The sequence below is a fragment of the Streptomyces sp. A01 genome (assembly GCF_059026195.1).
The window spans coordinates 254,150-280,302 of record NZ_JBWLKN010000004.1; the positions used below are offsets into that span (position 1 = coordinate 254,150).

General features: G+C 72.4%; 9 protein-coding genes. 4 read left to right on the forward strand and 5 right to left on the reverse strand.

The features are described from left to right. Positions 1–101: 101 nt before the first annotated feature. From dhaL to AC5P1B_RS07320, 3 genes are all read right to left on the reverse strand, one after another. Entirely contained in the window at positions 102–698 is a 597-nt protein-coding gene (gene dhaL / locus AC5P1B_RS07310) for a dihydroxyacetone kinase subunit DhaL (RefSeq protein ID WP_493885817.1), read from the reverse strand. A 194-nt stretch (positions 699–892) separates the two neighbouring features. Beyond that, entirely contained in the window at positions 893–1,885 is a 993-nt protein-coding gene (gene dhaK / locus AC5P1B_RS07315; RefSeq protein WP_493885721.1) for a dihydroxyacetone kinase subunit DhaK, read from the reverse strand. A 483-nt stretch (positions 1,886–2,368) separates the two neighbouring features. Beyond that, entirely contained in the window at positions 2,369–3,316 is a 948-nt protein-coding gene (locus tag AC5P1B_RS07320; protein ID WP_493885722.1) for a methionyl-tRNA formyltransferase, read from the reverse strand. Positions 3,317–3,563: 247 nt separating this feature from the next. On the opposite strand from AC5P1B_RS07320, the gene AC5P1B_RS07325 reads away from it, so the two are divergent. The 4 genes from AC5P1B_RS07325 (at position 3,564) to AC5P1B_RS07340 (ending at position 22,210) form a co-directional block, all read left to right on the forward strand. Further along, positions 3,564–4,916 carry a lysine N(6)-hydroxylase/L-ornithine N(5)-oxygenase family protein gene (locus tag AC5P1B_RS07325; protein WP_493885723.1) on the forward strand — a complete coding sequence of 451 codons (1,353 nt, stop codon included), beginning with the start codon at positions 3,564–3,566 and terminating at the stop codon, positions 4,914–4,916. A gap of 91 nt (positions 4,917–5,007) precedes the next feature. After that, positions 5,008–6,051: an iron-siderophore ABC transporter substrate-binding protein gene (locus tag AC5P1B_RS07330; protein WP_493885724.1), complete on the forward strand. Its 1,044-nt coding sequence runs from the start codon at positions 5,008–5,010 to the stop codon at positions 6,049–6,051. Between the two features lie 335 nt (positions 6,052–6,386). Next, positions 6,387–22,004, forward strand: a complete 15,618-nt coding sequence (locus AC5P1B_RS07335; RefSeq protein ID WP_493885725.1) for a non-ribosomal peptide synthetase — start codon at positions 6,387–6,389, stop codon at positions 22,002–22,004. Continuing rightward, complete coding sequence (locus AC5P1B_RS07340; RefSeq protein WP_493885726.1) at positions 22,001–22,210, forward strand: MbtH family protein; 210 nt, start codon at positions 22,001–22,003, stop codon at positions 22,208–22,210. Before AC5P1B_RS07335 ends, AC5P1B_RS07340 begins: the two co-directional genes overlap by 4 nt. A gap of 183 nt (positions 22,211–22,393) precedes the next feature. Here AC5P1B_RS07340 and AC5P1B_RS07345 read toward each other — a convergent pair whose 3' ends face one another. Further along, positions 22,394–24,238, reverse strand: coding sequence for an ABC transporter ATP-binding protein (locus AC5P1B_RS07345; RefSeq protein ID WP_493885818.1), 1,845 nt, complete (start codon positions 24,236–24,238; stop codon positions 22,394–22,396). Positions 24,239–24,318: 80 nt separating this feature from the next. After that, positions 24,319–26,016 carry an ABC transporter ATP-binding protein gene (locus tag AC5P1B_RS07350; RefSeq protein ID WP_493885727.1) on the reverse strand — a complete coding sequence of 566 codons (1,698 nt, stop codon included), beginning with the start codon at positions 26,014–26,016 and terminating at the stop codon, positions 24,319–24,321. Between the last annotated feature and the right edge of the window lie 137 nt (positions 26,017–26,153).

The window sequence follows — 26,153 nt, forward strand, 5'->3', positions numbered from 1 at the left end:
GCCGACGAGCCCCCGCTGGGCGCTGCTGCCCGCCTCGGTCTCCCCGCTGCCGTCACTGTTGCCGCCGCCCGTGCCGCCGGTGTTCGCCGGCTGGTCTCTGCTCACTTGGCCACCTCCGCGAGCGCGGCGAAGAGCAGCGCGGAGGAGGTGGCGCCCGGGTCCTGGTGCCCGATGCTGCGATCGCCGAGATAACTAGCCCGGCCCTTGCGGGCGCGCAGTGGAATGGTCGCCCGCGCTCCGTCCTCGGCGGCGGTCCGCGCCGCCGTGAAGGACTCGCCCACCGCGTCGGCCGCGGGCACCAGCGCGTCCAGCATCGTCTTGTCGCCCTGAGCGGAACCGCCGAGCTGCGCCACGGCGTCCACTCCGGCGCGCAGCGCGTCGCGCAGTTCGCTCGCGCTGACCCGCTCGACGTCACCGAGGGCCTTGCCGGTGCGGCGCAGCAGCGTGCCGTAGAGCGGGCCGGAGGCGCCACCCACCGTGGAGATCAACTGCCGTCCGGCGAGGGTGAGCACCGCGCCCGGCGTGGCGGGCGGCTCCGCGTCGAGGGCGGCGGCGACGGCGGTGAAGCCGCGCTGGAGGTTGCTGCCGTGGTCGGCGTCGCCGATCGCCGAGTCCAGGTCGGTGAGATGGGACGCCTCGCGGTCCACGGCGGCGGCCGCCGCCGTCAGCCAGCGGTGGAAGAACGCGGCGTCGAGCACGGCATCGGAGCCTGCTCCGGTCGTGGCGGAGGGGTCGCTGCTGGACGCGGATGCACTGCCGGGCACGGTGGGGTCCCTTCGATCGGTCTCGTCCATCTCATCACTCTCACCGGTCTGACGTCAGCCCGGCTGCCGTCAGCGTACGCAGCGTGCGCGGCGGCACCCGGCCGCCGCCGCGCCCGGTCGACGAGCCGTCACAACCCCCAGCGGAGCGCCGCCGTCCGCACCGGCGCGTCCCACAGCCGCAGCAGCTCCTCATCGGCCTCGCACAGCGTCACCGAGCACCCCGCCATGTCGAGGGAGGTGACGTAGTTGCCGACGAGGGTACGCACCACCGGCACATCGCGCTCGATCAGCACCCGCTGCACCTCGGCGTTGAAGCCGTACAGTTCAAGCAGCGGTGTCCCGCCCATCCCGTTGACGAGCGCGATCACCGGGCTGTCGGGCCGCAGGTCGTCCAGGACCGTCTGCACGGCGTAGTCCGCGATCTCACGGGAGGTCATCATGGCGCGCCGCTCCCGGCCCGGCTCGCCGTGGATGCCGACCCCCAGCTCCAGCTCACCGGGCGGCAGGTCGAAGGTGGGACCGCCCTTGGACGGCGTGGAGCAGGCGCTGAGCGCGACGCCGAAGCTCCGCGTGCGCTCGTTGACCCGGCGGGCGATGGCCTCCACGCGCTCCAGTGGCGCGCCCTCCTCGGCGGCGGCGCCCGCGATCTTCTCCACGAACAGCGTGGCCCCGGTGCCGCGCCGCCCCGCCGTGTAGAGGCTGTCGGTGACCGCCACATCGTCATTGACGAGCACCTTGGCGACCTGGATGCCCTCGTCTTCGGCGAGTTCGGCGGCCATGTCGAAGTTCAGCACGTCGCCCGTGTAGTTCTTCACCACGAACAGCACGCCCTTGCCGCTGTCCACGGCGGCAGCGGCCTTCACCATCTGGTCGGGCACGGGAGAGGTGAACACCTCGCCGGGGCAGGCCGCGTCCAGCATCCCCGGCCCGACGAACCCCCCGTGCATCGGCTCATGCCCCGAGCCCCCGCCCGAGATCAGTGCGACCTTCCCGCCGACGGGCGCGTCGCGCCGCACGATCACCCGGCTCTCGACATCGACGGTCAGCTCGGGATGCGCGGCGGCCATTCCCCGCAGAGCGTCATCGACGACGGTGTCCGGCACGTTGATCAGCATCTTCACGGGTACCTCCTGGTGACGTTGGCGAACGAGCCCCCTGACCAGTCTCTTCGAAAGCCAGAGCGGTAAGGGTGCGACGCGGCTGACGCTCGATCCTGGCGGTCTCCGGCGGTCGCGGGCCAGCCCCGCGGGCACAGGAAAAGGCAGCGAGGAGCACGAACAGGCTCCGGCAGCCGCCGAGGGAGCCGGAGAGCGCGCGGCACCACCACCACGCGGACCGAATGATCCACGCGGCGGCGATGACCAGCCGATCCCCGATGCCATGGCGCAGGGCAGGGATGTGCCCCGTCAGGGGCGCGGGGAACCGCGCGACCAGCCACGACGCGCCCGCGGTACGCGACGCACGGGCAAGGGCCCCGCCCAGGGGGCCTACGGGATGGCCGGCCCGGCCGCGCCGGGCTCCGGCGAGGCCGGTCGTTCCTTCATCGTCAGGGAGGTCGTCAAGAAGATCGTCAGGAGGTTGTCAGGAGATCGCCAAGGAGGTCGTCAGGGGCGGCTGGTGAGGTAGCCGCCCATCGTGGCGAAGTAGTCGGTCGCCGGCATCTCCTCGCCGTTCTCGGTGCGTACGCGCGTGATGGCCAGGCCGTGGTTGCGGCCGGTGCGGGCGTCGGCTCCCGCGACGATCACCACGCCGTCGCCCTCGCGGTAGAAGATGCGGCCGGGGGTGCCGCCGTAGCGGCCTTCCGACACCACCGCGGACAGGATTTCGAGACGCTTGCCCTTGTGGTAGGTGAACGCGCTCGGATACGGGGCGGACTGGGCGCGTACGAGACGTCCGAGGTCTTCGGCGGGCCAGTTCCAGTCGATGCGGATGTCCTCGGCGGACCGCTTGTGGAAGAAGCTGGCCTGGGACCGGTCCTGCTTGGTGAAGTCGGTGTGCCCGGACGCGATGAGGGCGAGCGCCTCGGTGGTGACCGGGGCGATGAGGCCGACCGTCTTGTGGAACAGGTCCGTGGTGGTGTCCGTCGGTCCGACCGGCACCGCGCGCTGCACCACGATGTCACCGGCGTCGAGCTCGTCGTCCATCATGTGCGCGGTGACGCCCACTTCGCGCTCGCCGTTGATCAGCGCCCAGATCAGCGGGGAGAAGCCCGCGTACTTCGGCAGCAGCGAGTCGTGCACGTTCAGCGTGCCGTGGCGGGGCAGGGTGAAGATGCGCGGGGGTATCCACGTCCGCCAGTTGTTGGCCACGATGATGTCCGGGTCGGCTTCCTTGAGCCGGGCGAACAGCTCCTCGTCGTCGGGGCGGTTGCGGATCAGCACGGGAACGCCGTGCTGTTCGGCGAGGTCGGCGACCGAGTCGCTCCAGATCTTCTCGTACGCGTGCTCGCTCTTGGGATGGGTCACGACCATCACCACGTCGTGCTCGGAGTCAAGGAGAGCTTGCAGGGTGCGGTGGCCCCAGGTCTGATAACCGAACATGACGACCCGCATGGGGTTCCTCCTCGAAGCAGTGATGGACCGGCGCTAAGTGAAGCAAGCCTTACCTAAGTGCGCAACGGGGCGCCATTTCGGACCGCGTTTGCGTCGATGGCCCGCCGCTTGCCCGTTTTGCCCTATCGACAGGTTCGTAAGGTGAGGTTAGCTTTACCTAAGTCCTGCTCGGCCGCCAGACGTCGGCGAGCTCTGTTCTCGTTTTCCGTACGCCTGACAAGCGGCTGTTCCGCACGATGGGAGTGACATGTCCCAGGCTCTTCCTGACGACGCACCACCGATCCACGACCTCATAGGCATAGGCTTCGGGCCGTCCAATGTGGCCATGGCGATAGCGCTCAGCGAGCACAACGCACGCGTCGACAGGCAGGAGGCGGTCACCGCGCACTTCTTCGAGCGCCAGCCGCGCTTCGGCTGGCACCGCGGCATGCTGATCGACGACGCGACCATGCAGGTGTCCTTCCTCAAGGATCTCGTCACGCTGCGCAACCCGGCGAGTGAGTACAGCTTCCTGTGCTACCTCCAGAGCAAGGGGCGGCTGGTCGACTTCGTCAACGGCAAGAGCCTTTTTCCGCTGCGGGTGGAGTTCCACGAGTACTTCGAGTGGGCCGCGGCCCAGGTGGACGACATGGTGTCCTACGGGCACGAGGTCGTCGCCGTGCGGCCGTTCGTACGCGACGGAGTGGTCGAGTACCTGGACGTGACGGCCCGTTCCGGGTCGGAGGTCGTGGTCCACCGGGCGCGCAACCTCGTGGTCGGCACGGGGCTGCGGCCGCAGATGCCGGAAGGCATCGACCGGACGGACCGGATCTGGCACAACTCGGACCTGCTGGCGCGGGTGGACGACCTCGCCGATGTCCCGCCGTCCCGGTTCATCGTGGTCGGGGCCGGCCAGAGCGCCGCCGAGAACGTGGCCTTCCTGCACCGCCGCTTCCCCGAGGCCGAGGTCTGCGCCGTCTTCTCCCGTTACGGCTACAGCCCCGCCGACGACAGCAGCTTCGCCAACCGGATCTTCGACCCGCAAGCGGTCGACGAGTACTTCACGGCCCCCGACGAGATCAAGCGCAAGCTGATGGACTACCACGGCAACACCAACTACGCCGTGGTGGACATCGACCTGATCGACGGCCTGTACCGCCAGGCGTACCAGGAGAAGGTCCTGGGCACCGAGCGCCTGCGATTCCTCAACGTGTCCCGGCTCACCGACGTCGTCGAGACCCCGGACAAGGTCCGTACCACGGTCGAGTCGCTGGTCACCGGGGAGAAGACCCCGCTGGACGCCGATGTGGTCGTCTACGCCACCGGCTACCGGCCCGCCGACGCTCTCGGGCTCCTCGGCGATGTGGGGGCACACTGCCACCGTGACGATCAGGGGCGGGTCCGCGTCGAGCGCGACTACCGCGTGGCGACCGACCCCGAACTGCGCTGCGGGATCTACCTGCAGGGAGGCACCGAGCACACGCACGGCATCACGTCCTCCCTGCTGTCGAACACCGCGATCAGGGTCGGCGAGATCCTTCAGTCGATCGTCGGCCGGGGCCAGGAGCCCACGACCGGCCGCCCCCTGAGCGCCGCCGACGAGGTCAGCTCGTCCCTGTAGCGAACCAGACTTCCCCCCACATCATCGCGCCCGCCCGGTAGCCGTCCCCGCCGGACGGGCGCGGGACGCACTGTGAACCCCGTGAAAGGAAATGCCCGTGTCCACTGGTACACGCCCCGCGCTGACGAGGACCGTCAGAAACATCCCCCGCGTGGCCGTCGCCGTCGTAGCCGCGCTGGCGCTGACCGCCTGCGGCAGCGACAACGAGGAAGACGACGCGAAGTCGTCCGGGAAGACGGACGCCAAGTCCGCCGGCTTCCCGGTCACGGTCGAGCACAAGTACGGCAGCACGAAGGTCGAGGAGGAGCCGAAGAAGGTCGTCACCCTCGGTCTGTCGGACCAGGACGCGGTGCTGGCGCTCGGTATCAAGCCGGTCGGTTCGGTGGACTGGTTCAAGGAGGACCCGTACGGCAAGTGGCCGTGGGCCAAGAAACTGTGGGGTTCCACGAAGCCGCAGATCGTCGGCGAACGTGACGAGTTCAACATGGAGAAGATCGCGGCTCTCCAGCCGGACCTGATCATCGCTCAGTACTCGGGCATGAAGAAGGAGCAGTACGCGACGCTGTCCAAGATCGCCGACGTGGTCGCGCAGCCCAAGGGGCACGCGGACTACCAGGCACCGTGGGACGTCATGACCAAGCAGATCGGCAAGGCGCTGGGCAAGGACAGCGAGACCCAGAAGCTGATCTCCGGCATCGACGCGCGGTTCAAGGCCGTCCGTGACAAGCACCCGGAGTGGAAGGGCAAGACGGTCACCGTCGGCGAGCCCTACGCGCCGGGCAAGTTCTCCGCGTTCTCGCCCAAGGACCCGAAGGTCATCTTCCTGGAGGAGATGGGCTTCACGACCTCCGAGAAGTACCGCAAGGCACTGGGCAAGGAGGACGTCGCCGACCTCAGCTCGGAGCGCGTCGACGTCATGGAGGCCGACCGGACGGTGTGGCTGGGCACTCCCGACACGGAGAAGGCCATGAAGGCCGACCCGCTGTACAAGAAGACCAAGGTCCACCGGGAGAAGCGGGACCTGTTCCTCCCGTACGACAACCCGGACATCGGCGCCGCACTGTCCTTCAACACCGTGCTGAGCATCCCGTACGCCATCGACCAGATCGTCCCGAAGCTTGAGGCCATCAAGTAGGAATCGAGAAAGAGCGGAGAGCGCGTCTCCTCGGAGACGGCGACCTCCGGCGGTCGCGCCTGCCCGGTGCCGTCCCCGCCGGGCAGGGGCGGCGCGCCCCGCCCGGCCGGAACGTCGTCGCGGGTGCGGTCCACGGTCTCCCGGTCTCCCCGAAGAGGCGCGACCGCTTCGTGCCGTGCCAGGGACCCGCGTGCCAGGGACCCGTGTACCAGGACCGGCGTACCAGGACCCGCCGACGTGCCAGGACCCGGGCGTCGGCGCGGTGTTCTGGCGACACGGCTCAGTTCTGGCGACTCATCACTGACTGACGTACCACCAGGGAAGGCCCTTCGACGATGTCTGACGCCGAGCCGGACCGGACAACCGGTGCCGGAATACCCGTCACCGGTGGGCAATCCGGCATCTGGCTTGCCCAGCAGATCGAGCCGGACAGCTCGGCCTACAACATCTCGTACGCACTGGATCTGCGCGGCGGCATCGACCTCGGCCGACTGGCCGCCTCCGTACGGCGAGCGGTCGAGGAGGCGGAGTGCCTGCACGTGCGGATCAGCCCCGGGGACGGAGAGCCGCGCCAGATACCCACGCGGTTCCCCGTCGACGTTCCCACCGTCGACCTGCGCGGCGTTCCCGATCCCGCGGACGCCGCCAGGCGGTGGACGGAAGCCGACCGCGACCGGCCCGCCGACCTCGCGCGCGGTCCGCTGTTCGCCCAGGCCCTGCTCCGGCTCGCCGACGACCGCGTCGTCTGGTACCAGCGTTACCACCACATCGCCATCGACGGCGCGGGCATCGCGCTGATCACCCACCGGGCCGGTGAGCTCTACACCGCCGGTGAGCCGGCCGCGGGCACCGACTGGGCGCTGTCCCGGCTGGTGGACTCCGACCGGGCCTACGGCGCGTCCGAGCAGTACCAGGCGGACCGCGCGTACTGGCTGAGCCGGCTGGCTGACCGGCCGGAGCCCGTACGCCTCGTCCAGCGCGCCTCGGCGCCCATGACACGGCGGGTCCGGCGCACGGCGGAGCTGTCGCCGGAAGACACCGCCCGGCTGCGTGCCGCCGCGGCGGGCGCGGGCGTCCGCCTCTCCCGTCTGCTGGTGGCGGCCGTGGCGGCCTACCTGCACCGTGCCACCGGCGAGCAGGACCTCGTCCTCGGCCTGCCGGTCACGGCCCGGCGGGACGCCGAGTCCAGGGACGTCCCCGGCATGGTGTCCAACCTCCTCCCGCTGCGCGTCACCGTACGCGGGGGCATGACCGGGTCCGAGCTCGTGCGGGCGGTGCGGTCCGCGATCGGGGAGACGAGCGAGCACGGCCGCTACCGGGCCGAGGACCTGGCGAGGGAGCTGGGCCTGGTCGACGGCGTACCGGAGCTCGTCGGACCCACGGTCAACATCCTGCCCAGCGGCGAAGCGCTGCGCTTCGGCGACCACGAGACCGACCTCAAGGCCGGTTGGCTCGGCCCGGTCAGCGATCTGGCGGTCACCGTCGGCGAATCCCGGTCGGGCACGTGTGTCCGTATCCACTTCGACGCGGACGCGGACGTGTGCGACGAGCGGACGCTGCGCGCCCACGAGCGCCGGTTCCTCCTGCTGCTCGACGCCCTCGTCGCGGGCATGGACCGCCCCATCGGGCACATCGAGATGACCTCCGGTACGGAGCGGGCCCGGTTGCTCGACGTGTTCGGAGCCGCGCCATGCGCCGCGCCCGAACTGTCCTGGCCCGCCGCGTTCGAGCGGCAGGCGCGCCGCAGGCCGGACGCCGTGGCCCTCGTCTGCGAGGACCAGGAGCTTTCCTACGCCGAGCTCGACGCCGCCGCCAACCGGCTGGCCCGGCTGCTGATCGCGCGGGGCGTGCGCGCGGAGGACGTCGTCGCCGTGGCCGTGCCGCGCTCGCCCGGCCTGGTGGTCTCCCTGCTGGCGGTGATGAAGGCGGGCGCGGCCTATCTGCCGCTGGACGCCGACCACCCCCAGGACCGCATCGCCTACATGCTGTCCGACGCCGGAGCGCGCACCGTCCTCACCACGCGCGAGCTGGCGGGCGAGCTGCCGGCGGTGCCAGAAGTCGGGCACGTACTGCTCGACGCCCCGTCCATGGCCGCCGAGCTGGCCGCGCTGGACGCCTCGGGCCCCGGACTGCCGATCGCCCTGCACCAGGCCGCGTACGTCATCTACACCTCCGGTTCCACCGGCCGCCCCAAGGGCGTCGTCGTCTCCCACGACGGGGTCGGCAGCCTGATCGCCACCGCGACGCAGCGGATCGGCGTCGACGCGGACAGCCGCGTCGTGCAGTTCGCCTCGGTCGGCTTCGATGTGACGGTCTGGGACCTGATCATGTCGCTGTGCGTCGGCGGCCGGATCATCATCGTCCCCACCGGGCGCCGGGTCGCCGGGCCCGCCCTCACGGAGTACATCGAGGAGCACCGCGCCACCCACATGATCCTGCCCCCTTCGCTCGTCTCGGCGCTTCCGCGGGACTGTGAGCTGCCCGCGGGCGCGGTGCTCGTGGTCGGGACCGAGGCGGTGCCGAGCGAGCTGATCGCCCGCTGGGCCGAGCGGCTGCGCGTCGTGGTCGCCTACGGCCTGACCGAGGCGACGGTCAACTCGACGCTGTGGCTCGCCCAGCCCGGCTGGCAGGGACCCGCACCGATCGGCCGCCCCGACCCCAACACCCGTGCCTACGTCCTCGATGCGGCGTTGCGACCGGTTCCCGTGGGCGTCGAGGGCGAGTTGTACGTCGGCGGGCGCGGTCTGGCCCGCGGCTACCTGGGTCGGCCGGGCCTGACCTCGGAGCGGTTCGTCGCCGACCCGTTCGGGCCTGCGGGGGCGCGGATGTACCGCACGGGCGACCGGGTGCGCTGGAGCGCGGAAGGGGACCTGGAGTTCCTCGGCCGCGTGGACGGACAGCTCAAGATCCGCGGGCACCGCATCGAACCGGGCGAGATCGAGAGCGCGTTCATGGCTTGCCCGGGCATCGCCCAGGCCGCCGTTCTCGTACGGGAGGACCACCGGGGTGTGAAGCGCCTCGTCGCCTATCTGGTCGGTGCCGGCGGCGGAGGCGGCACAGACGGCGGAGACGACAGGGAAGCCGCCGCGGCCGTGGCGGCGGCGCGGATACGGGTGGCCGAGGCGCTGCCGGACTACATGGTGCCGTCGGCCCTCGTCGTCCTGGCCGGGCCCCTGCCGCTGACACCCAACGGAAAGCTCGACACCCGGGCTCTGCCCGAGCCGCGGTGGACGGCGATGACCGGTGACGCCGAGCCGACGACGCCCGCCGAGGCGGCTCTCGCCGCGCTGTTCGCCGAGGTCCTCGGCCTGCCGTCGGTGGGCGTCCACGACAGCTTCTTCGAACTCGGCGGAGACAGCATTGTCGCCATCCAACTCGTCACCCGGGCGCGTGCCGGGGGGCTGGCGATCAGCCCGCGCGACGTGTTCCGCCGCCGAACGGTGGCGGCCCTCGCGCGCGTCACCGACGGCGCGGACGGGCCGCCGCGTGCGCCGGACGCGGTTCCCGCGCCGTTCTCCCTGGTCCCGCTGACCGACGGCGAGCGCGCCGAGTTCGCTTCCGCCATCCCCGGTCTCCTCGACGCCGTACCGGCCATCCCCCTGCAAGAAGGCTTCTTCTTCCACGCCGCCATCGACGAGGGCGGGTCGGACGGCTACGCCGTGCAGGACACCCTGGAACTCACCGGTGACGTGGACGCGGAGGCCCTGCGGGCCGCCGCGCAGCGGCTGCTCGACCGTCACCCGCTGCTGCGCGCCGCCTTCCGCCAGCGCTCGGACGGCCGGCTGGTGCAGCTCATCGGCGAGCGTGTCGAGCTCCCATGGCGCTTCGCGGACCTGTCGGGACGCGACGCGGCGGACCAGTCCGCCGGTGCCGACGAGGTCGCGGCGGCCGAGCGGGCCGGGGGATTCGACCTCGGGGTCCCACCGCTGGTGCGGGCGGCGCTGATCCGGCTCGGCGAGCGGCGGTCGCTGCTGGTCCTGACCATGCACCACATCGTCGTCGACGGCTGGTCGGTCTCGCTCATCACGCGCGAACTGCTGGACGGCTACCGCCCCGGCGCCTCGGCGCGGCCGTCCGCGCCGGTCGGGCCGGTCACCGCCTACCGGGCGTACGCGGGCTGGCTCGCAGGACGGGACCAGGGCCCGGCGCTCAGCGCGTGGCGCGACGCGATGGCGGGTCTCGACGCTCCGGCCAGACTGCCCGTCCGCGCCGGTGACACGGGCCCCGCCGAAACGGGCAGGGTCACCCTGGAACTGTCGGCGCGGGACACGACGGCGCTGGTGGCGCGGGCCCGGCAGCTCGGGCTGACGCTCAGCACCGTCGTGCAGGGCGGGTTCGCTCTGGTGCTCGGCGACGTGACCGGCTCCCACGACCTGGTCTTCGGGACCACGGTCTCCGGCAGGCAGGCCCCCGTCGAGGGCATCGAAACGCTGGTCGGCCTGCTGATCAACACCGTGCCCGCTCGCCTGCGGTGGCGTCCGGAGCAGCCGCTCGCCGACGTCCTCGCGGGCTTCCAGGAGGGGCAGGCCGACCTGCTGGACCATCAGCACGCCGGACTCGCCGACATCCAGCGCGTCATCGGCCGTGGCGAGCTGTTCGACTCGCTGGTCGTGGTGGAGAACCTGCCCGACGCGGGCGAGCCGGTCGACCCGGCGGGGCAGGTCCGCGTCGCCGGATCGCACATCCGCGACTCCGTGCACTACCCGCTGGCGCTCACGGTGCTGGTGGGTGAGCGGCTTCAGCTGCGGCTCGAACACAACCCCACCCGGCTGGACGCCACGGCCGCGCGGCGGTTCGGCGCCCGGCTGCGGGCGCTGCTCGACCAGGTGACCACCGACCCGTGGCTCCCGGTGGCACGGCTGGCGGCGCGCCCGGCCGACGAGCCGCGGAGCACACTCGACCGCCTCATCGGGGCGGAGCGGGCTCTGCCCCCGGCAACGGTGCACGGAGCCTTCGCCGAGCAGGTCCGCCGTACCCCCGACGCGACCGCTCTCCTCCACGGCGGTGAGCGGACGACGTATGCCGAACTGGAGCAACGCGCCGAGGCACTGGCCCACCGGCTGCTGGCCCAGGGCGTCGGCCCGGAGTCCATCGTGGCCGTCGCCGTTCCCCGCTCGGCCGCGACGCCGGTCGCCCTCCTCGGCGTGCTCAAGGCGGGTGCGGCTTATCTGCCGGTCGACGTCGACCACCCGGCCGACCGGGTGCGCTACCTGCTCGCCGACTCCGGGGCCCGCACGGTCGTCGCCACCGAGGAGTCCTGGGCGCGTCTGCCCGCTCTCGACGGCGTGACGCGGGTCCTCATCGGCGAGGGCCACGGCGGCGCGGCGGGGCCGGCTCCCGCCGCGAGGGCGACCGTGTCCGTCCACCCGGACAGCGCCGCCTACCTGATGTACACCTCGGGTTCGACCGGTCGGCCCAAGGGCGTCGTGGTGCCGCACCGACCGGTCGTCGGCCAACTCGCGTGGACGGCCGAGCGGTTCGGGCTCGGGCCCGGCGAGCGGGTGCTGCACCAGTACTCGACCAGCTTCGACCCGTCGGTGCAGGAGATCTTCGCCCCGCTGCTGACGGGTGGGACCGTCGTGATCGCCAGGCCGGACGGCCACCGCGATCCGGCGTATCTCGCCCGGCTGATCCGCGACGAGCGGGTCACCAACGTCGACCTCGTGCCCTCGCTGTACGCGGCGCTGCTGGCCGAGGAGGAGACCGGTACGTGGTGGGCGAGCCTGCGCAGGGCGTTCAGCGGGGGAGAGGCACTGCCGGTCCCGCTCGCGCGGCGCTGGCGGGAGCGCACCGGGGTGCCGCTCTTCAACGTCTACGGGCCGACCGAGGCCGTCATCCAGGTCACCAGCTGGGAAGCGGGCCCGGCACCGGGTGAAGAGGGCACCGTGCCCATCGGGCGGCCGGTGTCCAACGTCCGGCTGTACGTACTCGACCGGTACCTGCGTCCCGTTGCCGACGGGGAGCCCGGAGAGCTCTACGTCGCCGGTGCGCAGCTGGCCCGCGGCTACCACGGACGCGCCGCGCTGAGCGCGGAGCGCTTCGTCGCCGATCCGTTCGGCGGGCCGGGAGGGCGGATGTACCGCACCGGAGACATCGCCCAGTTCAGCGAAGACGGTGTGCTCACCTACCTCGGGCGCACCGACCATCAGGTCAAGATCAGGGGAAACCGGGTGGAACTCGGCGAGATCGAGGCACGGTTGCGCGACGAGCCGGCCGTCGGCGACGCGGTGGTCGTGGCCCGCGACGACGACCGCGGAGCCAAGCAGCTGGTGGCCTACCTGGTCCCCGCCGCCGGAGCGGACCTGGATGTCGCGGCCGTACGAAGCGCGTTGAGCGGTTCGCTTCCCGCGCCCATGGTGCCCAGCCACTTCGTGGAGCTCGACGCGCTGCCGCTGACCCCGGGCGGGAAGACCGACCACCAGGCCCTTCCCGCCCCCGAGGTCAGGGGCGGGCGGCGGGGCCGGACGGCGCGTGAGGGGCGCGAGCGGCAGCTCTGTGAGATCTTCGCCGCCGTGCTCGGGATCGACGAGGTCGACGCCGACGAGGACTTCTTCATGCTCGGCGGCGACAGCATCCTGTCCATGGCGGTCGCGGGGCGGGCGCGCAAGTCCGGTGTGCCGGTCAGCCCCCGGGACGTGTTCGAACACCGCACACCGGCGGCGCTGGCCGCCACCCTCGCCGGGGCGGAGGACGCCGCGCGAGAGGACGCCGCGCGGGAGGACGCCGCGGACTCCGACGGTGTGGGCGACGTACCGCTGCTGCCCATCGTCCACCAGCTCCGCGAGGACGGCGGAACGGTCAGCCGCTTCAACCTCTCCATGCTGCTGCGGGCGCCCGCCACAGCGGACGCCGCCGCGCTGGCCCGGGTCCTGCAAGCGGTCCTGGGGCACCACGACGGTCTGCGGCTCACGCTCACCCGCACGGACCTCGGCCCGGCGATCCCCGCACTGTGGTCGGCCCGGACCCTCCCCGCGGACGCGGTCGACGCGGCCGCGCTGCTGCGTCGCGTCGACACACGCGACCTCGATGACGCCGGACTCCGTACGGTCATCGCCGAGGAGTCCGACGCCGCGGCCTCCCGGCTCGATCCGGACAGCGGCGCCATGGTGCGGGCCGTGTGGTTCGACGCGGGTGGCGAGCGGCCGGGCAGGCTGCTGCTCGTCGTCCACCACCTGGCGGTGGACGGCGTGTCCTGGCGGGTGCTGCTCGGTGACCTGGCAGCCGCGTGGGACGCCGTCGCACGGGGGGAGCGGCCCGTACTCGACCCGGTGCCGACGTCACTGCGGCGGTTCGCACGCGACGTCGCCGAGCAGGCGACCTCGCCACAGCGGCAGGCCGAACTGCCCCACTGGGCCGCGACGCTGGCGCACGGCGCTGAGCTGGTCCCCGGTGCCGGCCGTACCGGAACCGCCGGTTCGGCGCGGGAACACCTGGTGTCCCTGTCCGCCGACGACACCCGGGCGCTGCTGACGAAGGTGCCCGCCACGGCCGGAGCCGACGTCACCGAGGTCCTGCTCACCGCGCTGCGGATCGCCGTGTCGCGCTGGCGCGGTGCGGGCGACGGCGACCTGCTGGTGGACCTCGAACGGCACGGACGTGACGGCACCGACAGGGACCTGTCGCGCACCGTCGGCTGGTTCACCAGCCTGCATCCCGTACGGCTCCCCGCCGCCGACGGCGCGCTCGACGCGCTCAAGCTCGTCAAGGAGTCCGTGCGGTCGGCACCGGACTCCGGCGCGGGGTACGGCATGCTGCGCTACCTCAACCCGCAGCTCGCCCCGGTCTTCGCGCGGCTGTCCAGCGCCCAGGTGCTGTTCAACTACTTCGGCAGGCTCCCCGCGGAGCAGACCGGTGACTGGGCGCCCGCCGCCGAGGCCGACGCGCTGTCCGTGGAACCCGACGCCGACCTGGCCATGCCGTATCCGCTCCAGGTCAACGCGGTGTGCGCCGACACCCCAGGCGGCCCCGAGCTGCGCGCCACCTGGACCTGGCCGGAGGGCGGCGCACTGGCCGAGGAGGACGTACAGGCGCTCGGCCGCGAGTGGGCGGTGGCCCTGTGCGAACTCATCGCGCGGGCATCGCGGCCCGGCCCGGCGGTACGGTCCCTCACGCCGTCGGATGTGCCGCTGGTCCGCCTCTCCCAGGACGGCATCGCCCTGGTCGAGGGGGTCAGCCCGGTGCCCGTCGCCGACATCTGGCCGCTGTCGCCGCTCCAGGAAGGCATCCACTTCCACGCCAGCTACGACACGTCCGCGCTGGACGTCTACACCGCGCAGGACACCTTCGACTTCGACCACCGCCTTGACGCGGAGCGGCTGCGCGCGGCCTGCGCGACGCTGCTGCGCAGGCACCCCAGCCTGTGCGCGGGTATCACCAGCGACGGCCTGCCCGCGCCGGTGCAGTTCGTCTGTTCCGCGGCCGAGCTGCCGGTGCCCCTGACCGAGGTGGACGTGAGCGGTCTGAGCGAGCAGCGGCGGCGGGAGCGCCTCGCGGAGATCGCCGACGCCGGCCGAAGGGAGCGGTTCGACCTGGCCGCGCCCCCGCTGTTCCGGCTCACGCTGATCCGGCTCACCGAGAACACCGACCGTCTGATGCTCAGCCACCATCTGGTGGCCTGGGACGGCTGGTCGCAGTCGGTCTTCCTCGACGAGCTGCTTGAGCTGTACGCCGCGGCGGGCGACGACACCGCGCTGCCCACCCCCGGCAGTTACCGCGGCTACCTGAGCTGGCTCGCCGAGCAGGACTTCGACGCGGCGCGGCAGACGTGGCGGCAGGCGCTCGCCGGACTCGACGAGCCGACGCTCGTGGCGCGGAACCGAGGGGCCGAGCCGACGATCCCCCGGCGCCGCACCCTCGAACTGTCCCCGGAGCTCAGTGGCCGCCTGCGGGCAGCCGCCCGTGAGCACGGACTGACGATCAACGCGGTGCTGTCCGCCGCGTGGGCGCTCGTCCTGTCCGCGACCGTGGGCCGCCAGGACGTGGTGTTCGGGGCCACGGTCGCCGGACGGCCCGCGGACGTGGCCGGTGCGGACACGGCGATCGGCATGTTCCTCAACACGGTGCCCCTGCGGGTCACGCTCGACCCCGACGAGCCGGTCGTGGACCTGCTGCGCCGCCTGCGGTCCGAGCGGGTCGCGCTGATGGACCACGAATATCTCGGCCTGGCCGAACTCCAGCGGGCCGGCGGCCACACCACCCTCTTCGACACCCTCTACGTCCTTCAGAACTTCGCCGACGAAGGCGCGTTCCGGCGGCTGACCGAGCGCCACGGCATCACCGGCGTGGGCAGCGTGGACGCCACCCACTACCCCATGGCGCTGATCGTCAACCCGGCCGAGGTCATCCAGGCGAAGCTGGAGTACCGCTCGGAACTGATCGGCGACGAGCAGGCCGCGACCACGCTGGAGCGCTTCGGCGCGCTGGTGGAGCGGCTGACCGGGGATTTGTCGGCGCGCGTCGGCTCCCTGGACCTGCTGCTGCCCGGCGAACGCGCCGAGCTGCTGTCCGGGTGGGAGTCCAGCGCCGATCCGGTGCCGGACGAGACCGTCGCCGACATGCTCGGTTCCCAGGTCGCCCGCACCCCGGACGCGGTGGCGCTCGTGTTCGGCGAGCGGGCCCTCACGTACGCGGAACTGGACGCGCGGATCAACCGGCTCGCCCGGCTGCTGCTCTCCCGCGGAGCGGGACCCGAGCGGGTGGTGGCGCTGGCGCTGCCGCGTTCCATCGAGATGGTCGTGGCGCTGTTCGCCGTGCTGCGCACCGGCGCCGCCTACCTGCCGCTCGACCTCGACCACCCCGCCGACCGGCTGCGGCTGATGATCGAGGACACGGGGCCGCTGTGCCTGCTGTCCACGACGGCGGTCGCCCCGACGCTGCGGGGCGAGGCAGGAGCCCTCGCCCCGGAACTCCCGCTGGACGACCCGGCCGTCACCGCGGAACTCGCGGACCTCCCGGGCGCGGAGCTCGCCGACGCCGAACGGCCCGCGTTCGCGCATGGCGTGGCGGACCGCCTGGAGTACCCCGCGTACGTCATCTACACCTCCGGCTCCACCGGCAAGCCCAAGGGCGTCGTCACCCCGTACCGGGGACTGACGAACATGCAGCTCAACCACCAGAGGGAGATCTTCGACCCGGCGATCGCCTCGGCGGGCGGGCGGCGGCTGCGCATCGCGCACACCGTCTCCTTCGCCTTCGACATGTCCTGGGAGGAGCTGCTCTGGCTCGTCGAGGGACACGAGGTGCACGTCTGCGACGAGGAACTGCGCCGTGACGCCGAGGCCCTGGTGGCCTACTGCGACCGGCACCGTGTCGACGTGGTCAATGTGACACCCACCTACGCCCAGCTGCTGATCGAGGAGGGTCTGCTCGACCAGGACGAGAACGCCGGCAAGCACCGGCCCGCCCTGGTCCTGCTCGGCGGTGAGGCCGTGTCCGACGCGGTGTGGACGCGCCTGCGCCGCACCGAGGACTGCTACGGCTACAACCTGTACGGGCCGACCGAGTACACGATCAACACGCTCGGCGGCTCCACCACGGACAGCCCGACGCCCACGGTCGGCAGGCCGATCCGCAACACCCGGGCCCACGTGCTCGACGCGACGCTGCGCCCGGTCCCGCCGGGCTGTCCCGGCGAGCTGTACATCGCCGGGACGGGCCTCGCCCGCGGCTACCACGACAGGCCCGGCCTGACGGCGGAGCGGTTCGTCGCCGACCCGTTCGGCGCCCCCGGCGAGAGGATGTACCGCACCGGCGACCTCGTACGGCAGCGCCCTGACGGACTCATCGACTTCCTCGGCCGTACCGACGACCAGGTCAAGATCCGCGGCTACCGGATCGAACTCGGCGAGATCTCCACGGCCCTGGCCGCGCACCCCGACGTCGCGCACGCCGCGGTCGTCGTGGCGGAGACACCCGGGATGAGGCGCCTGGTCGGTTACGCCGTACCCGAGGAGGGCGCGGAACAGGGTGAGGGGCTGCTCCGGCGGCTGCGCGAGCACCTGAAGGCCGGTCTGCCCGACTACATGGTCCCGGCGGCGCTGGTGGCGGTGGAGACGCTGCCGCTGACCGTCAACGGCAAGCTCGACGTCAAGGCACTCCCCGCCCCTGACTTCGCCGGGCCCAGCGCCAGCCGCCCGCCCCGGTCACCGCAGGAGGAGACGCTCTGCGCCCTCTTCGCCGAGGTGCTCGGACTCGCCGCGGGCAGTGTGGGAATCGACAGCGACTTCTTCGAGCTGGGGGGCCACTCGCTGCTGGCCACCAGGCTGATCAGCCGTGCGCGCACCGCGCTCTCGGCGGAGCTGGCGATCCGGGACCTCTTCGAGGCGCCGACCGTCGCCGAACTGGTGGAGCGCGGCCGCGGCTCGCACGCCGCGGACCGCCCGGCGCTGACGGCCGGGGAGCGGCCCGCCGAACTGCCGCTGTCCCACGCCCAGCAGCGGCTGTGGGTCATCCAGCAGATCGAGTGCACCTCCGCCGCGTACAACTTCCCGCTGGTGATGCGGCTGCGCGGCCCCCTCGACACCGACGCGTGGCGGACGGCGCTCGCCGATGTGACGGGGCGCCACGAAGCCCTGCGGACGGTCTTCGCCGAACGCGACGGCCAGGCTTTCCAGCGCGTCCTGCCCATCGAGCGGGCGCGCCCCGTGGTGGAGTGCGTCAGCGCCGGTGAGGACGAGGTGGCCGGCATCGTCGACGCCGCCATCAACCGGCCGTTCGACCTCGCCGCCGAGCTGCCTTTGCGGGCCACCCTCATCGAGGTGGCGCCGGACGACCACGTCGTCGTCCTGCTGCTGCACCACATCACCACCGACGAGTGGTCGGACCGGCCCTTCCTGCGCGACCTGGCCACCGCGTACGCCGCCCGCCGCTCCGGCTCGGCGCCCGAGTGGGAGCCGCTGCCCGTCCAGTACGCCGACTACGCGCTGTGGCAGCAGCGGCTTCTCGGTGACCCCGCCGACCAGCGCAGCCTGGCCGCCCGGCAGCTGGAGTACTGGCGTACGACGCTGGAAGGCGCCCCGGAGGAGATCGAGCTGCCCGCCGACCGGCCCCGGCCCGCCCGGCCCGCCTTCACCGGAGCCGAGCTCGACATCCCCTTCGAGGCCACCGCCTACCAGGGGCTGAAGCGGCTGTCCCGGGAGACCGGCACCAGCATGTTCATGGTGGTGCACGCGGCGGTCGCCGCGCTGCTCCACCGCATGGGCGCCGGGCCGGACATCCCCCTCGGCTCGCCCATCGCCGGGCGGAGCGACGAGGCGCTTGACGAACTGGTCGGCTTCTTCGTCAACACGCTCGTCCTGCGCACCGACCTCAGCGGCGACCCGGGTTTCACCGAGCTGCTGGCACGGGTCCGCGACACCGACCTGGCCGCGTTCTCCCACGCGGACGTGCCGTTCGAGTCCGTCGTGGAGAAGCTGAACCCGACGCGCTCCCTCGCCCGCAACCCGCTGTTCCAGGTGATGGTCGGCTACCACAACCGCACAGGCGACGAGCTGGAGCTGCCCGGGCTCGGCGTGAGCGACGTTCCCTTCCGGATCAGGTCGGCCAAGTTCGACCTGGTCTTCAGCTTCACCGAGCGGGTGGCGAGCGGCGAGGACGACGGCGCGCTCAGCTGCCGCCTTGAGTTCGCCACCGAGCTGTTCGACCAGGAGACCGCCGAGCGGCTGGGCGACCGCCTGCGGAGGCTGGTCGCCGCGGTGGTCGCCGAGCCGCAGGCCCCGGTCTCCCGGGTCGACGTGCTCGCCCCCGAAGAACGGCGGTTGGTCCTCGAAGGCTTCAACGCCACCGAGCGGGTGGTCGACGAGTCCTCGCTCCCCGCGCTGTTCGCCCAGCGGCTCGCTGAGCGGCCCGACGCGGTGGCCGTCGTAGAGCGGTCCAGGTCGGTGAGCTACGCCCGGCTCGACGCCCGGTCCCAGCGGATCGCACGGCTGCTGGCCGCGCGCGGCGTGGGCGCCGAGAGCGTGGTCGGCGTGGCCGTGCCCCGCTCGGTCGACATGGTCGCGACGGTGCTCGCCATCCTCAAGCTCGGCGCCGCGTTCCTCCCGCTCGACCTGGTCCACCCCGCCGACCGGCTCGCCTACATGATCGAGGACTCCGGGGCCGTCCTCGTCGTCGGCACCGAGCCGGTGGCCGGGAAGATCCCCGACGTGGCGGGCGTCCCCGTCGTACTGCTCGACGCGCCGGAGGCCACGGCGGAACTCGACCGGTCGGCGGAGTCCGGGGCGGACGGGATTGCCGGGCCGCCGGTGAGCCTGGACCAGGCCGCCTACGTGATCTACACGTCGGGTTCGACCGGTCGGCCGAAGGGCGTCGTCGTCCCGCACGAGGGCATCTCCAGCCTTGTCGCCACCGCGGTCGACCGGATGGGTCTGGAACGCGACAGCAGGGTGCTGCAGTTCGCGTCGATCGGCTTCGACGTCGCGGTGTTCGAACTCGCGATGGCGCTGTGCCACGGCGGCCGGCTCGTGCTCATACCCGACGAGGCGCGGGTCGCGGGCCCGGCGCTCACCGACTTCCTGGCGGACCAGCGGATCACCCATATGATCCTGCCGCCCTCCCTGGTGGCGGCGCTGCCTTCGGGCTGCGAGCTGCCCGAAGGGTCGACGATCCTGGTCGGCACCGAGACGGTGCCGCCGGACCTGTTCGACCGCTTCGGCGCCACGGCCAACCTGATCGCCGCGTACGGGCTGACGGAAGCCACCGTGAACTCCACCCTGTGGCCCGCCCGGCAGGAGGGAGGACGGCCCACCGGGAGGGTGCCGATCGGCCGGCCGGACCCCAACACGCTCTGCTATGTGCTGGACGCCCAGCTGGGCCCGGTGCCGCCGGGCGTGGTGGGTGAGCTGTACGTCGCCGGACGCGGACTCGCCCGCGGCTACCTCGGCAAGTCCGCGCTGACCTCCGAACGGTTCGTCGCCGACCCGTTCGGCCCGCCCGGCAGCCGGATGTACCGCACCGGTGACCGCGCACGCTGGCGCACCGACGGCCATCTCGACTTCCTCGGCCGCGTCGACACACAGGTCAAGATCCGCGGGTTCCGCGTCGAGCTGGGCGAGATCGAGGCGGCCCTCGCCGGGCACCCGTCGGTCAGCCAGGCCGCCGTGGTGCCCGACCGCGAGGGCGACATCGTGCGGCTCGTGGGCTACGCCGTCCCGGAGAGCGGTCTGGAGAGCGGTCCAGAGGACGGCCCGGGCAGCACGGGCGGCCCGGGGCTCGACCCGCAGGCGCTGCGTACGCATGTCGCCGGACTGCTGCCGGAGTACATGGTGCCCGCCCTCGTGGTGGCGCTGGACGGTCCCCTGCCGCTCACCCCCAACGGCAAGCTGGACCGGAAGGCGCTGCCCGCGCCCGACTGGTCGGGCATGACCGGCGACGCCCGCCCGGCCACCGGGACACAGGCCCGCCTGGCCGAGCTGTTCGGCGAGATCCTGAAGCTGGACGACGTCGGTATCCACGACAACTTCTTCGCACTGGGCGGCCATTCGATGGCCTCGATGCGGCTGCTCGGCCGCATTCGCACCGAGTTCGGGGCCGAGCTGAGCATCCGGGACGTCTTCGACGCGCTGACCGTCGCCGGTATCGCCGCCAAGCTGGAGGGGGCGTCGGCCGCCCGGCCGCCGCTGCGCGCCGTCGAGCACGTGGACGGCGCACCGCTGCCGATCGCCCCCGTACAGCGGTGGCAGTGGTCCTCGCACCGACGGCGGACCGGCTTCGACCACGCACTCGCGCTGCGCTCCCCAGGAGGTTTTGACGCCGACGCGCTGTCAGCCGCCCTGGGCGATGTCGTGGCACGGCACGAGCCGCTGCGCACCGCCTTCACCGAGCAGGACGGCACCGTTCACCAGCGGGCCGCCGAGCCCCCGGCCCTGGAGCGGGAGCAGTGCCCCGACCTGGACGCCCGGCTCGGCGAACTCGCCGCGCGGACCCCGGACCTGACACGCGAGCCGCCCCTCCGGGCCCGGCTGCTCACCGGTGCGGACGGCGCCCAGGCAGTGCTGCTGACCACGCACTACCTCGCGGTGGACGAATGGTCGGTCGTACCCCTGTTCCGCGATCTCACGACGGCGTACGAGGCCCGCACGCACGGCCGGGAGCCCGGGTGGGAGCCACTGCCGGTGACGTACGCCGACTACACCCACTGGGCGCGCCAGGTACTGGGCGACCTCACCGACCCCGGCAGCCTGGGCGGGCGGCAGCTCGCCTACTGGCAGCAGACGCTCAAGGACCTGCCGCGTGAACTGGCGCTGCCGACGGACCGGCCGCGTCCCGTCGCGCCCAGCCTGCCGGGCCACGGCGGCGACCACGTCGGATTCGTCCTGGACGAGCGGCTGCACGCCGACGTGGACACGCTCGCCCGGACGACCGGCACCAGCATGTTCATGGTCCTGCACGCGGCGCTCTCGGCACTGCTCACCGCCCACGGCGCGGGCACCGACCTGCCGATCGGCACCATGGTCGCCGGACGCACCGACGACCAGCTGGCCGATCTGGTCGGCTGCTTCTTCAACACCGTGGTGCTGCGCACCGACACCGCGGGGGACCCGTCCTTCTCGGAACTGCTGACCCGGGTACGGGAGACGACGCTCGGCGCCCTCGACCGGCAGGACGTCCCGTTCGACGAGGTCGTACGGCGGACCGGACTGCCCCCGGAGGGACCGCGGGTCATGGTGATCCACCATGAGCAGGCGGACTTCGGCCGGCTTGAGGGCGGCATGGGCGCGTTCCTCGCCGTGCCCACCGGGGCGGCGAGGGCGGAGCTGACGCTCAGCTTCTACGAGCCGCGCGGCGACGGGCCGGTGCACTGCGAGCTGATCTACGCGACCGAGCTGTTCGGCCGGTCCAAGGCGCGGCGGCTCGCCGACGAACTCCAGGTGCTGCTGCGCAACGTGGCAGCCGACCCCGGACAGCCGCTTTCCGAGCTGTTCACCGTACAGTCCATGAGGAGTGACGACGCATGACGACCAACCCGTTCGAGGACCCGCAGGGCCGCTTCTTCGTGCTGGCCAACGACGAGAACCAGCACTCGCTGTGGCCGTCCTTCGCCGAGGTGCCGGCGGGATGGCGGACCGTCTTCGGTGAGGACACCAGGGACGTCTGCCTCGCGTACGTGGAAGCCAACTGGACCGACCTGCGGCCCGCGAGCCTGATTACGCGGCAAGTCTGACCCCTTAGGCGCGCGTGTCCTCAAACGCCGGACGGGCTGACACTCCAGCCCCTCCGGCGTTTGCTGAAGAAATCAGCCCCTCCGGCGTTTGCTGGAAAATCCAGCCCCTCCGGCGTTTGAGGAGCGGGGTCTGGGGCGGAGCCCCAGTGCCGGGAGAGGGCCACCCCACGCACACCCTTGCGCTCAGACCTCCACGGCCGACGCCCCGCCCCCGGGCCCGGGGGCCCGCCGCGTAGCGGACCACGCGGCCCACAGCGCGGCGTAGCGCCCACCCGAGGCCACCAACTCCTCGTGCGTACCGGTCTCCACGACCCGGCCGTGGTCGAGGACGACGACCCGGTCAGCGGCCGCCGCCTGGGGCAGCCGGTGCGCCACGATCAGTCCCGTGCGCCCTTCCAGCGCCCGCAGGGCGGCCGTCTCCAGGGTGCGGGCGCCCGCACTGCCCGCGTCCGCGGTGGCCTCGTCCAGGATCGCGACCGGCGGATCGGCGAGGACCAGGCGGGCCAGGGCCAGATGCTGGGCCTGGGTCACCGTGAGCCGGTGCCCGCCCTCGCCCACCACCGTGCCGAGTCCGTCGGGCAGCGCCTCCACCCAGTCCAGGGCACCGACCCGGGCCAGTGCGGCCCGTAGCTCCGCGTCGGTGGCCTCCGGCCGGGCCAGCCGCAGGTCCTCGGCCAGCGGCCCGGCGAACACATGGACCTCCTGGCTGATCAGCGTCACCGCCCGCCGGACGCCCGCCGGCCCGAGCTCCTGGGCGTCGACGCCGCCGAGGGTGACCGACCCGCCGGACGGCTGGTGGACGCCCGCGATCAGCTTCGCCAGGGTGGTCTTGCCCGCCCCGCTCGCACCGACCAGGGCCACCCGCTCCCCGCTGCGCACCTCCAGGTCGACCTCGCGCAGTACGGGGTGCCCGGATACGTACGCGTGGCTGAGCGAGACGACCTTGACGGACCCGTCCAGTGGCACGGAGGGCCGGTCCGGTCCCCGCTCGCCAGGCAGGTTCGACACGCCGACCAGGCGGGCCAGGCTCGCACCGGCGGACTGGGCCTCGTCGATGAGGAAGAGGGCGGCGTTGACGGGGTTGAACAGGCTGTGGAAGTAGAGTGCCGCCGCGGTCGCCGTGCCGATACTCACGGAACCGTTGTCCACCAGCACGAAGCCGGTGACGAGGACCGATGCCAGACCGACGAACTCGGCCAGGTTGAGCCGCGAGAAGAATCCGGAAACGAGCCGGATGCCGCGCAGCGCGATGTCGACGCTGTCCTGCGACCGCTGCTCCAGCAGATCCGCGTGCCTGCCGTTCAGCCGGAACGCGCGTACGGTCCTGACGCCGCCGAAGCTGTCGAGAAGCTGGTGCTGCAGGGCGCCGGTCGCCACCCGGTGCTTGGCGTAGACGGGGCTGGCGCGCGGCATGTACCACCGCACGGTGAGGACATGGATCGGCATGGCCAGCAGCGCGGCGAGAAGGAAGCGCCAGTCGAGCACGGAGAGCCCGACCAGCGTCAGCGCGATGGTCAGGAGCGCACTGCTGAATTCGGGCAGCGCCTCGCGTACCGCCTTCGCTATGAGGGTCACATCACCGGTCACCCGGGACGTCAGATCGCCCGAACCGGCCTTCTCGACGCGTTCGAGCGGCAGGCCCAGCGCCCGCTCGATGAACCGCTCGCGCAGGCTCGCGAGGATGTTCTCGCCGAGCCGGGCGACGAGGGAACTGCCGGCCGCGGTCGCGACGCCCCGTCCGACGGCCACGGCGAAGAGGAGGACCATCGGCAGCGTCAGCGAGCCGGTGCCCCGCTGCTCGGCGACGAGGTCGACGATGTGACCGAGGAGCGGGGCGGTCAGCAGACCGATACCGGTTCCGATGACCAGCACGGTCACCGCGGCCACGGCCAGCAACCGGTGACGGCGCAGCAACACGCCGACGACGGCGAGGGTCTGAGCAGCCGTGGCGATCGGCAGGAGTTCGCGTTCCGGCGCGCTCGTCCCGCTCATCGTCCGTCCCCCGTCGTCCATTCCCCCGCCGCTCATGTCCCCGCCGCTCATCTCACCGCCGCTCATCTCACCGTCGTTCTTCTCACCGTCGTTCATCTCGGCGTCGGTCACCGCCGTCATGTCAGTACCACCGAGCGGTACGCCTCGTCTGTGGCGACAAGGTCCGGATGGCGGCCGTCAGCGGCCACGGCGCCGTCGCTCAGCACGACCACGCGATCGGTCACGGCGAGGAGGGCGGGGCTCGTGGTGACCAGGATGGTGGTGCGGTCGCGGCGGAGTTCCCGCAGCCGGGCGGCGATCCGTGACTCGGTGACGGTGTCGACGGCGGTGGTCGGGTCGTGGACCACCAGGACCGGGTGATCCGCGGCGAGCGCCCGGGCCAGCGCGACCCGTTGCCGCTGCCCGCCGGACAGCGACCGCCCGCGTTCGGCGAGCATGGTGTCCACGCCCTGGGGGAGCGCCTGCGCGACGTCGTCCGCCGCCGAGGCGGCGAGCGCCGGTTCCACATCCGCCCTGCCGAGGTCCGTCCCGGCCAGTACGTTGTCGAGCAGGCTGCTCTCGAACAGGTCGGCCGCGTGGTGGGCGACGAGGATCGCGCGCCGCACGCCGTCGGGGTCGAGGCCGGCCAGGGACACGCCGTCGAGCTCGATCACCCCTTCGGCGGGGTCGAGTTCCCGGCCCAGGCACAGCAGCAGATCGGCCGCGGCGGCGGGGTCCTTGGCGACGACGCCGACCAGAGATCCGGGGCGGATATCGAGGTCGAGCCCGCGCAGGGCGCCGTGCGTGACGCCGCGCAGCCGGACGTGTCCGGCGACCGGGTGGGGCGGCGCCGCCGGTCCCGCCGTCACAGCGGGGGAGGACGCCAGTACCTCCGCGATGCGGTCGGCCGACGCCCGGCCCTGGGCGAATTCGCCGTTGACGTAGGTGAGGAGCTGGAAAGGACCGAGGAGGAACTGCGCGAGTCCGACAGCCGCGACCAGTTCACCGATGCTGATCGTGCCGCGCATCGCCAGCTGCGCCCCGACCAGTCCGATGACGGCGATGAAGATCCCGGTCAGGCTGAGGATCGCACCGTCATGCCAGGCCCGGCTGCGGGCCGCACGCAGCGCCGCCGCCAGCGAGTTCTGACTGGTCTGCCGGTACCGGGACACCGCGGCCGGTTCCGCTCCGATTCCCTTGAGCACCCGGAGCCCCGCCACCAGATCGGCGGCGACGCCGGAGGCGTGCGCGGCGCGCTCCTGCTCGACGCCGCTGCGCCGCTCCAGCGGCAGGCTGATCCGGTGACCGAGCCACAGCAAGGGAGGGATGCCGAGCAGGACGAGCAGCCCGAGGGGTACGGAGATCCGCAGGAGTACGACCGCGCTGATGGCCAGTCCGGCGACGGCCGATATCCCGTACGGCAGTGCCGCCGCGACCGCGCCCACGCGCTTGGCGTCGCCGGTGGCGATGGCGGTGAGCTCGCCGGGGAGCCGGCCCGTGTCCGCTCCGCCGCCCGGGTCGAGCACCCTGGCGCCGAGACGGAGCCGCAGCTGGTGCGCGGCCCGTTCACCGGCCCCGTCGGTGATCCTGGCGGAGGTCCGGTAGCAGGTGGACAGGACGAAGAAGAGCGCGGCGAGGGCGAGCAGCCAGCGCAGCAGGGCGCCTGAGTCACCGGTCGCGACCGCCTCGTCGATGATCAGGCCGATGACGACGGGAACCATGGCTTCGCAGCCCTGGTGGGCGATGCCGAGGAGCGATGCCCCGGCGACATGGCGACGCTGGCCTCTGATCGCCCTCTGGAGGACACGGCCCCCCGTCGGTCCTCCATCGCGCATGCGGTACCTCCGCGAAGATGGGCAGCTAGTTAGGTAAGGCTACTCTAATGAGTGGTCGGGCCAAGGTCTCGCGCCGCCGGTGTGCCTGCTGCGTACTGGCCGCTCATGCGCGCTCGTTGACCGTGCAGACCGGTTCG